This is a genomic window from Stenotrophomonas sp. TWI587, assembly GCF_039674145.1.
GTDB classification, from domain to species: Bacteria; Pseudomonadota; Gammaproteobacteria; order Xanthomonadales; family Xanthomonadaceae; genus Stenotrophomonas; species Stenotrophomonas maltophilia_AY.
Genome location: NZ_JBDJMW010000011.1, coordinates 82709 through 95007, shown reverse-complemented (window position 1 = coordinate 95007; position 12299 = coordinate 82709). Strand labels below are relative to the sequence as shown.

The window sequence follows — 12299 nt, the reverse complement described above, 5'->3', positions numbered from 1 at the left end:
GGGCGTGGACATGCTCTGATGGCGGGATTGCCCGCTTTTCATCAATCGACCATGACAACTGCCCGCGTTGAGCCGCCGTCACTGCACCCTACCGCCACACGCGCCGTCACCGCCCTGATCCTGCTCACCGCACTGGGCGGGTGTTCTGCACCGGGCACCGATGGCGCGGTGGCTGCCTCAGTGGCCACGACCCCACCCGCCCAGCAAGCGGTACCGGCGGACGTGGGGTCCAGCGCGGCCACGCGGCCACCCGGCACGCCCCCTTCGGGCACGCTCGCTGGCATGCAGACGCCAGCCGTCAACGCCTCGGCGGCAGCCGGCGACGCGGAAAGGGCGCTTGGCCTGGCCGATGGCCTGGCGTCGGATGCGCTGCGGCAGTTGCTCAATGACGGCCTGCGCTTCGACCAGGCCATGGCGGCGCTGGACCGCGCCTATGCCACCGATGCGGACGCGCAGGACGTGCGCAGCAGCTACCAGCACGCCTTGCAGCAACGGCTCGGCACCGGCCCTGACGCGCCGCGGCTGAGCCGCCTGAACTGCGGCATTTCCCATTGTCTGGGCGAGGTCACCGGCACGCTGGAGAATCCGTCCGTGCTGTTTGGCGCGCCCCACGATGCGGCAGGCCGCCAGTTGCCGGTCAACGAAGCGATGGTGCGCAGCATTCTGTCCGCAGACGGCGGGCCCACAGGCTACCGCCTGGCCTTCTCGCTGGATCCCTCGCCCCGCACCGGGCCGCTGCCGGCCCGGTAAGCCGCGTCTCAGGGCGTCAGCAACGGCTTGCGCGGCAGCTTTTCGTCGCGCATGGCCGCGTTGTAGACGAACGACGCCACGATCGCAGCGGCCTGCTTCAGGTCTTCCGGCTCGGCGTGGTCCCAGGTGTCCAGGTTGCTGTGGTGGACGTTGGTGAAGTAGTCCAGCCGGTCCTGGATGAACTGGAACCCGGGCAGGCCGACGCGATCGAACGCGATGTGGTCGGTGCTGCCGGTGTTGCGGGTCGCGACGGTGGTGGCGCCCACATCATGGAACGGGGCCAGCCACGCTTCGAAGATCGGCACCGCGGCCAGGTTCTCCTGCGCGTAGATCCCGCGGAAGCGGCCCGAGCCGTTGTCCATGTTGAAGTACGCCGAGAACCTGTCGTAATCACGCTGGCGCTGCAGGGCGCCGGTCGGTTCACGCATCGAGGCCGGCAGCTTGAGCTGCGCCGGGTCGGTGGGCTCGGGGTAGCGCGCGAAATGCTTGGACACGTAGTCCTGCGAACCGATCAGCCCCTGCTCCTCGCCACTCCACAGCGCCACGCGGATGGTGCGCCTGGGCTTGGCGCCGACCGCCTTGAGGATGCGCATGGCTTCCATCATCACGGCCACGCCAGCCGCGTTGTCGGCCGCACCGGTGCCGGTGTGCCAGGAATCCATGTGCGCGCCGAGCATCACGATCTCATCGGCCTTGCCGCTGCCGCGGATCTCGGCCAGCGTGTTGTAGCCCGGCTGGTCCTGGGTATCGGTGAAGCGGGCCTCGACATTCACCCGCAGCTTGACCGCCTGCTTCTGGTCCACCGCGCGCACCAGCTGGTTGTAGTGCTCGGCCATCATCGCCAATTCGGGCACGCCGACCGGTTCGCCGGCCTTGCGCGAGCCACCGCCACCCACACGGATGATGCCATTGTCCCAGCCGCTGATGCTGATCGTGGCCAGCACGCCCTGCTCGGCGAAGAACGCATTGGTGGCGCGGGTCAGCTCCTGCTTTTCCAGATACTCCTTCGCCTTCTTGGCACGGTCGGCCTTGGCATCGGCCACATCCTTGGGCACCGCAAACACCTGCAGCTCGGCCAGGCCGGCGTCATCGTGGCGGTGCGAATCGGACTTGGTGGCCCGTTCGTAATCGCGCGCATCGTTGAGCAGCAGGATCTTGCCGGCGAGCTTGCCCTTGTACTGATCCAGGTCGGCGAGCTTCTTGATCTCGACCTTGATCACCTCACCCTCGACCGGGCCGTTGGTGCCCGGGGTCCAGGCCTTGGGCAGCGCATACAGCGGCGCCACGCGCGGGCTCAGCAGTTCCACGCTGGCGTTGCTGAACTCCCAGCCGCGGCCGAACGCATCGAATGCCTCGTCGTGCACATTGACCAGGCCCCACTCGTTGAACTTGCTGCGGGTCCAGGTGTTGGCCTCGCCCATCGCGGGCGAATTGGTCAGGCGCGGCCCGATCTGCTCGGTCAGATGGCTGAAGGTCGCCATTACCTGCGATCGGTGGAAGGCCTCCTGGCGGATGCGGCTGACCATGTCCAGGTCCACCGTTTCCTTCGTCTGTGCATCGGCGACGCCGCTCAATGCCAATGCCACGCTCAACATGCCCCACTTGAACACGATTACCCCCGCCTTGCGGCCAGACCACGAACAATCCCCGAGTCTATCGAGCGATGCCCCCCTGCCCCCGGGCCAAGAGTCATGGTCATTCCATCCAGCCGTACCAAAGCTGGCCGCGGGACGGCAGTACCAGCAGCCAGCGGCTGCGATCCTCCGAAGCGCTGGCGTAGACCGGGGCATGCACCGGCCAGTCCACCGGCAGCCCGCGGATGCCGATCTCGCGCAGCGCATGCGCACCTTCGCGCCACGGCCGATACGCGCCGCACCATCGCGGCAGGGGCAGGCGCCCGCGCGCCTGCCGTGCCTGTTCCAGAAAGCGCAGCCCATGCGCGGTGATCGCCTCACACGTCACCGGCGCCAGGCCGAAGCGGACCAGCCCCGGGGCGGCCTGCACACCCGGTAGTGCGCTCAACGGTGAAGGCCATCCCGACGCCTCGCCGTCCAGCAGCGAAGCCACCTCCAGCCGGGCGGGCAACGCCCGGCGCACACGTTCATGAAGACAACGACGCCAGCTCATGGTCGCTCCTTACTTCAGGCTTGCGCCGAGTTCGTACCAATCCACCCGGCGGGTCACCCACATCACCGCGGCCAGCACGCCGAACAGCAGCAGCGAGCCCATCAGCAACGCGTTGTTCTCCGAGATCAGCAGCCCATACAGCGCGCCATACAGGGCGCTGAGCATCACCGCGAAGCCCAGGCCGCGTTTCCAGCTCTTCAGTACACCGGACAGGTACACGGTCTGGACGCCGATGCACGCCAGTGCCGACAGCGCGTAGGCCTGCCAGAACGGGATGTGCTCGGAGAGGCTGAGCAGCAGCAGGAAGAAGATCGCCAGCGCCAGGCCAACCATCAGGTACTGCAGCGGGTGGATGCGCAGCTGCTTGATCAGCTCGAACAGGATGAAGCCGACGAAGGTGAGCAGGATGAAGAGGATGCCGTACTTGCTGGCGCGGTCGGCCTGGGTATACACATCGACCGGATTGACCAGCTCCACGCTTACCGCCTCAGCATCGATGTCCGGGCGGTTGCGCAGTTGATGCTGGGCACGCGACGCCAGCGAGGACACCGCCCACTGTGCATCGAAGCCCTGTGCATCCACCTTGCGCTCGTTGGGCAGGAAGCTGCCGCCGAACAGCGGATGCGGCCACGGCGAACGCAGCGCGATGCGGCTGTCATCGCCCACCGGCACCACCGACAGCGACCGGGTGCCATCCAGCACCAGCTCCAGCTCGACCTTGCTGCCCTTGAGCAGCCCACCCCGTGCATCCTCCAGGCCCGGCAGACCAACGTGCAGGCCAGTGCCGATACCACTGACACCGCCAGCATCGGGCAGCAGGCTCAGGGCATCACCATCCACACGCAGGTTGGGCGAGCCGACCAGACCACGCACGTCGGCGATGCCGACCGTCAGGAACGGCGTGCCATACGTACGCCCCGTCTTCACCGGGTAGTCGTCATCGGCAAATTCGGCAGTGATCATGGCCTTCCAGCTGTAGACCGGCACGCGGAACAGACCGACGCGGCGCTCATCCGGCTGCATCACGCCGTCCACCTTGAGCGTGGCCGGCATCTGCAGCCACTGGCCCTGCTCGACCTGCTTTTCCTTCTTTTTGTTGCCGGCCGCATCCACCACCTCGACCTCCCGGGTCTCGGTCCACGGCACCACGCGAATCGGGCCAGTCAGGATCTGCGCACCGGCGCGGCTCTGCGCCACGCGCTGGTAAGCCTCGTCGCGGTACGCCTCACGCTCGCGGATCACGCCTTTAATCAGGCTCAGCGGAATCAGCAGCAACAGGATCAGCCCGCCCACAATGGCGAACCGCAACAGCATCTTCAGGGATTTCATGACCCGTCCTCGGTTGGGAGGGGGCCAGCTTCCCTCGCGCCGGTGTGCGGGGTTTGTGCCGAGTTTGAAGTCTGTGTGAAGTGCGGCAGCGATCAGCGCCGCGGCGGTACGGAGGGCAGCCGCGACGGCAGCCACAACACCGCCTGCGCGCCACCGTCATCGCGGTTGCGCAGGCTCACACGGCCGCCATGCAGGCGGGCCACTTCCTGCACGAACGACAGGCCCAGGCCGGAGCTGCGCTGGCCGGTGCCCGGTCGCGCAAGGGAATAGAAGCGCTCGAACACGCGGTCAAGCGCGTAGTCCGGCACGCCACTGCCGCGATCGGCCACGGTCAGCGCGATGCCCTCGCCTTCCGCACCGGCACCGAGCGTGATGACGCTGCCGGCCGGTGAGAAGGCCACGGCATTCTCCAGCAGATTGTTCAGGGCCTGGCGCAGCAGATAGCCATCGCCCTGCACGCTCTCGGCCCGTGCCTCCACCGCGATCGTGACCCCGGCGGTCTGCGCACGCACCGCCACCGCGTCGGCGGCGGACTGCAGCAAGGGCGTCAAGGCAATCCGCTCATGCTTCTGCAGCCACCCGTACTGCTCCACCTCGGCCAGCGCCAGCAGCTTGTCGATGGTCTCGGTGAGGCGCTGCGCCTGACCTTCGATACTGCGGGCGAAATGCGCGCGATCGGCATCCGGCAACGGTTCCTGCAGCAGTTCTGCCGCGCCGCGGATCGCGGCCAGCGGGCTCTTCATTTCATGCGTCAGCGATTGAACGTACTGCTCGACGTAGGCCTTGCCTTCCAGCTTGCGGCGCATGGTTTCCAGCGCCTGGCCCAGATCTCCGATCTCATCGCGGCGCGGCTTCGGTGGCGGCACCGGCTCACCGGCGCTGACTGCCTTGGCATAGCGGTTGAGACGGTTCACGCCGTGCATCAGCCACGCGGTCATCAACAGGCCGATCAGCGCTGAAAGGCCGATCAACCACGCACCACGCTTCATGATGGCGCGCTGGCTGGCCGCGATGAAGGGATCGATGCTGCGGTTGGGCTGGGCCAGACTGAGCACACCGATCAGCGTGCGGCCGTCGGCCGGATCGAAGATCGGTGCGGCCACGTGCATCACCGAATGGGTGTCGTCGCCCGGGGTTTCCGGGCTGGAGCGCGCGCCGTACTCGCCGCGCAGGGTGCGGTAGACATCGTTCCAGCGCGAATTGTCGCGGCCGACATCGCGGCCGGTCGAGTCGTACACCACGATGCCCTTGGCATCGGTGATGGTGACCTGGTAGTCCAGCGTTCGCTTGGGAAAGCGCCACACCATCGCCTTCGGGTCGCGGCGTTTGGCGCGCGCCAAATCGGCGACGAAGCGGCCCTCGCGGATCTGCCCGGCCTTGAGATCGGCAGCCGCCATTTCCGCCAGCACGTTGGCGGCATCGACCAGGGTGGATTCCATCGCCTGGCGCACGCCCGGCTTCACTTCGTTGACGAAGATACGCATCACGAAGAACGCGGCGATGCCCACGATCAGGAAGAAGCCCAGGAACAGTTTCAGGCCCAGCCGCATGCCTACACCTCCAGTGCGTAGCCCAGGCCACGGTGGGTGCGGATCGGATCGGTCTCGGCACCGGCGGCACGCAGCTTGGCGCGCAGGGTTTTGACGTGGGTATCGACGGTGCGGTCGGCGCTGTCGGCGGCGCTGTCCCAGCCGCGGTCCATCAACTGGGCGCGGCTGAGGATCGCACCGGGGCGCTGCAGCAGGGCCGCCATCAGCGCGTATTCGTAGCGGGTCAGATCCAACGGCTGGTCACCGAAGCGGATCCGGCTGCCTTCGCGATCAATCGAGAAACGCCCGAGCTGCTGCCAGCCCGCGGTGTCGGCAGGGGCGGCGGAGCGGCGCAGACGCGCCCGTGCCCGCGCCACCAGCTCGCGCGGCGAGAACGGCTTGGCCATGTAGTCATCCGCGCCCAGTTCCAGGCCGAGTACGCGGTCGAATTCGTCATTGCGCGCGGTCAGGAAGATCACCGGCACCTCACTGAAGGTCCGCAGGGTTCGGCAGACCTCGAAGCCGCTCATGTCCGGCAGGCCTACATCCAGCACCACCACATCGAAGGCCTGCTGGCGCAGGCGGGCCAGTGCTTCACCGCCGAGCAGGCAATGCTCGGCGCCATAGCCTTCGCTGCGCAGTGCATACAGAACGGTGTCGGCGATGGCGGTTTCGTCCTCGACCACCAGGACGTTGTGCAGGGGGTGGCTCATGCGCGCAGCATAGCCGCTGGGCCCGCCGCCCCGTACACTGCGCCGATGAATTACCGCCACGCCTTCCATGCCGGCAACCATGCCGATGTGCTCAAGCACATCGTGCAGCTTGCCCTGCTCGACACCTTCAAGCGCAAGGACAGCCCGTTCTTCGTGCTGGACACCCACGGCGGCGCTGGCCGCTACCTGCTGGCCAGCGAGGAAAGCCGCAAGACGCTGGAGGCCGAAGACGGCGTGATGCGCCTGATGGCCCAGCCGCAGCTGCCCGCGGTGGTGGAGCGCTATCTCAAGGCGGTCCAGGCCGACAACCCGGTCGGGGCGATGATCAGCTACCCCGGCTCGCCGCTGCTGACCGCCCAGACCCTGCGCGAGCAGGACCGCATGGCCGTCTGCGAGGTGCAGGATGCCGAGGCCGCCGCGCTGAAGGCGCTGTTCGCCCATGACAGCCGGGTGGCCGTGTACCACGCCGATGGCTATGCCCAGAACAAGAAGCTGCTGCCGCCCAAAGCCAACGGCGTGAAGATCGGCCGTGGGCTGGTCCTCATCGACCCACCCTACGAGGGGCAGGACGCCGAGTACCAGGCCATCCTGGCCTCGGTGACCGAGATTCTGGGCCGTTGGCCGCAGGCCAGCTTTGCGATCTGGTTCCCGATCAAGCAGCGCCGGACCATCCTGCACTTCCTGCGCAAGGCCTGTGCCCTGCCGGTGAAATCGGTGCTGACCGCCGAGCTGCTGATCCGCCCGGACGACTCCCCGCTGCGGCTCAACGGCAGCGGCATGCTGCTGCTCAACCCGCCGTGGCAGTTCGACCAGGTCCTGGCCCCGGCCATGCCGGCGCTCAAGCAGCACCTGGGCGAGGCCGGCGCCTCGACCCGCCTGCAGTGGCTCAAGCAGGCCGAATGACCCCCTTCAGGCCAGACCGGAACCCCGGCCTGGCCGGCTCCTCCCGGCCGGATCGGCGTGAGTGATCCGTTCACGGAACGCTGCCCCCGGGATGCGAGAATCCAGAGACCACCAAGGAATCACCGGTATGGCTACCCGTAACCGCATGCCGCCCTGGCACGAAATTTTCAAGGCACCCAGTGGCCACGAGCTGCTGATCCGCCCCATCCGACCGGAAGACGGCCCGCCGCTGCATGCCGCGTTCAGTCTGTTCGGGCCGGAAGAGATCCGCGACCGCTTCCTGCAGTCAGTGACCGAGCTGTCGCCGGAGACCACGCAGCGCCTGACCCACCCCAATCCCAAGAGCGAAATCACCCTGGTCGCGGCCGAATCCCTGCCCGCCGGTGAAGCCGTGGTGGGTGCGGTGGCGCGCGCTTCGATCATCCCCGGCACCCGAGAAGCCGAGTACGCGATCCTGGTCAGCCGCTTCCTGGTCGGCCAGGGGCTGGGCAGGCAGTTGATGCGCAAGCTGGTCAAGTGGGCGCGCGGCAAGTATCTGGACCGTCTGTACGGCGATGTCGCCGAAGAAAACGAGCCGATGAAGCAGCTGGCCGCCTCGCTGGGCTTCCAGCCGATCCCACACCCGAACGGCACGCCGGGTCTGGTGCGCATGGTGCTTGAACTCGACAGCTGACGAAGGAGAGGCCGAGCACTGCCCGGCCGCCGCCGGATGACGCGGCCGCCACGTTGCGGTCTGCTAAAATCGGTGGTTCATGTCACGCACCTCCTATCCCGTTCCGCCGCTGCCACGTCCTGGACAGCTCCGCGCCTGGTGGCGCGCTCCCGCTTCGGCGACAGCGCTGGCGTGGTACATCGCCCGCGCGGCACAGTCGCACGACGGGCCGTTGCTGGTGGTCGCGCGCGACAACCATGGCGCGAATCAGATCGAAGCGGATCTGCACACCCTGCTGGGCAGTGCCGGCGACGTGCCGATCGTGGCCTTCCCGGATTGGGAAACCCTGCCATACGACGCTTTCAGCCCGCACCCGGACATCATTTCCCAACGTCTGGCCGCACTGCACGCCCTGCCTGCGCTGAAGCGCGGCATCGTGGTGGTGCCGGTGCAGACGCTGCTGCAGCAGTTGGCCCCGCTCAAGTACGTCATCGGCGGCAGCTTCGACCTCACCGTCGGCCAGCGCCTGGATCTGGATGCGGAAAAGCGCCGCCTGGAGTCGGCCGGCTACCGCAACGTGCCGCAGGTGATGGACCCGGGTGATTTCGCGGTGCGTGGCGGTCTGCTCGATGTCTACCCGATGGGCGCCGAGGCGCCGCTGCGGGTGGAGCTGCTCGACGAAGACATCGATTCGATCCGCGCCTTCGATCCGGAATCGCAGCGCTCGCTGGACAAGGTCGAGGCGGTGCACATGCTGCCCGGCCGTGAAGTACCGCTGGATGATCTCAGCGTTTCGCGCGTGCTCAACACACTGCGCGAACGCTTCGACGTGGATACCCGGCGCAGCGCGCTGTACCAGGATCTCAAGGCCGGTATCGCACCGGCTGGCATCGAGTACTACCTGCCGCTGTTCTTCGACAAGACCGCGACTCTGCTCGATTACCTGCAACCCAACGTGCTGCCGGTGCTGGCGCCGAACGTGTTCGATGCTGCGGCCGCCTTCTGGGCGCAGACGCAGAACCGCTACGAGCAGCGCCGCCACGATGTAGAGCGCCCGCTGCTGGCCCCGGAAGAGCTGTATGCCAGCCCCGAGCAACTGCGCGCCACGCTCAACGGCCTGGCCCGCGTCGAAGTCTGGCCACTGGATCACGACCGCATCGGCGATGCACAGCCGCTGGGCGACCAGCCCCTGCCGCCGTTGCCGGTGGCCGCCCGCGATGCCCCGGCCGCCGAGGCCCTGAAATCCTTCATCGGTCATTACCCGGGCCGGGTGTTGATCGCCGCCGATTCCGCCGGCCGCCGTGAAGCCCTGCTCGAAGTGCTGCTCGCCGCCGAGCTGAAGCCGCCGGTGGTCGCCGATCTGCCCGGCTTCCTGGCCGACGACAGCGTCCGCTTCGGTATTACCGTGGCGCCGCTGGAAGATGGTTTCGCACTGGAGAGCCCGCCGATCGCGGTGCTGACCGAGCGTCAGCTGTTCCCCGAGCGTGCCGGCCAGCAACGCCGCAGCCGCCGTGCCGGGCGTGAGCCGGAAGCCATCATCCGCGACCTCGGCGAGCTCAGCGAAGGCTCGCCGATCGTGCACGAAGACCACGGTGTCGGCCGCTACCGCGGCCTGATCGTGCTCGATGCCGGCGGCATGCCGGGAGAGTTCCTGGAAATCGAATACGCCAAGGGCGACCGCCTGTATGTGCCGGTCGCCCAGCTGCACCTGATCAGCCGTTACTCGGGCGCCTCGCCGGAAACCGCGCCGCTGCATTCGCTCGGTGGCGAGCAGTGGACCAAGGCCAAGCGCAAGGCAGCCGAGAAGGTCCGCGATGTCGCCGCCGAGCTGCTGGAAATCCAGGCGCGTCGCCGTGCCCGTGCCGGCCTTGCGCTGCACGTGGACCGCGCGATGTACGAGCCGTTCGCGGCTGGGTTCCCGTTCGAGGAAACCCCTGATCAGCTGGCCGCGATCGACGCGACCCTGCGCGATCTGGCCAGCAGCCAGCCGATGGACCGTGTGGTCTGCGGCGACGTCGGCTTCGGCAAGACCGAGGTCGCCGTGCGCGCCGCGTTCGCCGCTGCCAGCGCCGGCAAGCAGGTCGCTGTGCTGGTGCCGACCACCCTGCTGGCCGAACAGCACTACCGCAACTTCCGCGATCGCTTCGCCGATTGGCCGCTCAAGGTGGAGGTGCTGTCGCGCTTCAAATCCACCAAGGAGATCAAGGCCGAACTGGAGAAGGTCGCCGCCGGCACGATCGACGTGATCATCGGTACCCATCGCCTGCTGCAGCCAGACGTGAAGTTCAAGGACCTCGGCCTGGTCGTGGTCGATGAGGAGCAACGCTTCGGTGTGCGCCAGAAGGAAGCGCTCAAAGCGATGCGCGCCAACGTGCATCTGCTCACGCTGACCGCCACGCCGATTCCCCGCACGCTCAACATGGCCATGGCCGGGCTGCGTGATCTGTCGATCATCGCCACGCCGCCGCCGAACCGGCTGGCGGTCAAAACGTTCATCACCGCCTGGGACAACGCGCTGCTGCGCGAAGCCTTCCAGCGCGAACTGGCCCGTGGTGGCCAGCTGTACTTCCTGCACAACGACGTGGAGAGCATCGGCCGCATGCAGCGCGAGCTGGCCGAGCTCGTGCCCGAAGCCCGCATCGGCATCGCGCATGGGCAGATGCCCGAGCGCGAGCTGGAGCGGGTGATGCTGGATTTCCAGAAGCAGCGCTTCAACGTGCTGCTGTCGACCACGATCATCGAATCGGGCATCGACATCCCCAACGCCAATACCATCATCATCAACCGCGCCGACCGCTTCGGTCTGGCCCAGCTGCACCAGCTGCGCGGCCGCGTGGGTCGTTCGCACCACCGTGCGTACGCCTATCTGGTGGTACCGGACAAACGCGCGATGACGCCCGATGCCGAGAAGCGTCTGGAGGCGATCGCCTCGATGGACGAGCTCGGCGCGGGCTTCACCCTGGCCACCCACGACCTGGAAATCCGCGGTGCCGGCGAGCTGCTCGGCGAGGATCAAAGCGGTCAGATGGCTGAGGTCGGCTTCAGCCTGTACACCGAGTTGCTGGAACGTGCGGTGCGCAGCATCCGCCTGGGCAAGCTGCCCGATCTGGATGCCGGCGAAGAAGCACGCGGTGCGGAGGTCGAGCTGCATGTTCCAGCGCTGATTCCCGATGCGTACCTGCCCGACGTGCACACCCGCCTGACCCTGTACAAGCGCATCAGCAGCGCGCGCGACACCGGTGAGCTGCGCGAACTGCAGGTGGAGATGATCGACCGCTTCGGCCTGCTGCCGGATGCGGCCAAGCACCTGTTCGCGATCGCCGAGCTGAAGCTGCAGGCCAATGTGCTGGGCGTGCGCAAGCTGGAGCTGGGCGAGAACGGCGGGCGCATCGTGTTCAACGCCAAGCCGGAGATCGACCCGATGGCGGTCATCCAGCTGATCCAGAAGCAGCCCAAGCTGTATACGATGGATGGGCCGGACAAGCTGCGCATCAAGCACCCGTTGCCGCTGCCGGAAGACCGCTTCAGCGCCGCCAAGGCCCTGTTGCTGACCCTGTCCCCGCGCTGATTTCACGCCTGGCGCAAGCCGCCAGGCGCTATCGTTCGATGGGCAGGCGCCACGTGGCGGCCTGCCCGACCCCGGCACTGACGGCCGGCCATCCGACCCCACGTGACCGCCCCCATGTTCGACGACGCCCCTTCGCAGGTCTGCTCCATCGATGCGCTGTCGATGTCCCTGCAGATGCGCGACCAGTACACCCGTTTCCACTGCGACCGGGTCGGCCTGCTCGGCGATCAGCTGGGGCGCCTGTGCGATCTGGACGACACGCAGCGCGCGCATCTGGCGCTGGCCGCCCGCTTCCATGACATCGGCAAGATCGGCATTCCGGACAACGTGCTGTTGTATCCCGCGCGCCTGGATGACGCGCAGCGCGCGATCATGCGTACCCACCCCGAGCGCGGTGAGCGCATCTTCGCCACCACCGGGCGCAGCGACGCGGCCGAGGTGGCCCGGCTGATCCGCAGCCATCACGAGGCGTTCGATGGCAGTGGTTATCCGGATGGCCTGAAAGGCAGCGACATTCCACTGGGCGCACGGGTGCTCACCATTGTCGATGGCTACGATGCCATGACCACCACCCGCCCCTACCGCGGCCCGATGCCGCATGCCAAAGCGATGGGCATCCTTGCCGAGCAGCAGGGTGGCCTGGTGGATCCGGAGGTGTTCGGCCTGTTCACCCGGATGATGGCCTCCACTACGTAGTCTCCGCTCGGGTTTGCCGCGAGCGTGCTGGA

At 67.4% G+C, this 12299-nt stretch carries 10 protein-coding genes; 5 read left to right on the top strand and 5 right to left on the bottom strand.

The features are described from left to right. The first annotated feature begins 51 nt into the window (after nucleotides 1–51). Nucleotides 52–750, top strand: a complete 699-nt coding sequence (locus tag ABE464_RS16700; RefSeq protein ID WP_346472840.1) for a hypothetical protein — start codon at nucleotides 52–54, stop codon at nucleotides 748–750. 8 nt (nucleotides 751–758) lie between these two features. On the opposite strand, the gene ABE464_RS16695 is transcribed toward ABE464_RS16700, so the two are convergent. The 5 genes from ABE464_RS16695 to creB all read right to left on the bottom strand — a co-directional run bounded on the left by ABE464_RS16695 (nucleotide 759) and on the right by creB (nucleotide 6448). Beyond that, on the bottom strand, nucleotides 759–2345 hold the full coding sequence (locus ABE464_RS16695; protein ID WP_346472869.1) for a M20/M25/M40 family metallo-hydrolase: 1587 nt from the start codon (nucleotides 2343–2345) through the stop codon (nucleotides 759–761). A gap of 100 nt (nucleotides 2346–2445) precedes the next feature. Further along, nucleotides 2446–2877, bottom strand: a complete 432-nt coding sequence (locus ABE464_RS16690; RefSeq protein ID WP_346472839.1) for a hypothetical protein — start codon at nucleotides 2875–2877, stop codon at nucleotides 2446–2448. A gap of 9 nt (nucleotides 2878–2886) precedes the next feature. Next, nucleotides 2887–4206, bottom strand: coding sequence for a cell envelope integrity protein CreD (gene creD / locus ABE464_RS16685; RefSeq protein WP_346472838.1), 1320 nt, complete (start codon nucleotides 4204–4206; stop codon nucleotides 2887–2889). A gap of 92 nt (nucleotides 4207–4298) precedes the next feature. Next, nucleotides 4299–5756, bottom strand: coding sequence for a two-component system sensor histidine kinase CreC (gene creC / locus ABE464_RS16680; RefSeq protein WP_346472837.1), 1458 nt, complete (start codon nucleotides 5754–5756; stop codon nucleotides 4299–4301). Between the two features lie 2 nt (nucleotides 5757–5758). Further along, nucleotides 5759–6448: a two-component system response regulator CreB gene (gene creB / locus ABE464_RS16675; protein WP_346472836.1), complete on the bottom strand. Its 690-nt coding sequence runs from the start codon at nucleotides 6446–6448 to the stop codon at nucleotides 5759–5761. Nucleotides 6449–6493: 45 nt separating this feature from the next. On the opposite strand from creB, the gene rlmJ reads away from it, so the two are divergent. The 4 genes from rlmJ (at nucleotide 6494) to ABE464_RS16655 (ending at nucleotide 12267) form a co-directional block, all read left to right on the top strand. Continuing rightward, a complete protein-coding gene (gene rlmJ, locus ABE464_RS16670) occupies nucleotides 6494–7351 on the top strand; it encodes a 23S rRNA (adenine(2030)-N(6))-methyltransferase RlmJ (protein WP_088435146.1) in 858 nt (285 codons plus the stop codon). Nucleotides 7352–7478: 127 nt separating this feature from the next. After that, nucleotides 7479–8024: a GNAT family N-acetyltransferase gene (locus ABE464_RS16665; protein WP_019184458.1), complete on the top strand. Its 546-nt coding sequence runs from the start codon at nucleotides 7479–7481 to the stop codon at nucleotides 8022–8024. A 79-nt stretch (nucleotides 8025–8103) separates the two neighbouring features. Beyond that, on the top strand, nucleotides 8104–11571 hold the full coding sequence (gene mfd, locus ABE464_RS16660) for a transcription-repair coupling factor (RefSeq protein ID WP_346472835.1): 3468 nt from the start codon (nucleotides 8104–8106) through the stop codon (nucleotides 11569–11571). 114 nt (nucleotides 11572–11685) lie between these two features. Next, entirely contained in the window at nucleotides 11686–12267 is a 582-nt protein-coding gene (locus ABE464_RS16655) for an HD domain-containing phosphohydrolase (RefSeq protein WP_346468810.1), read from the top strand. Nucleotides 12268–12299 lie beyond the last annotated feature (32 nt).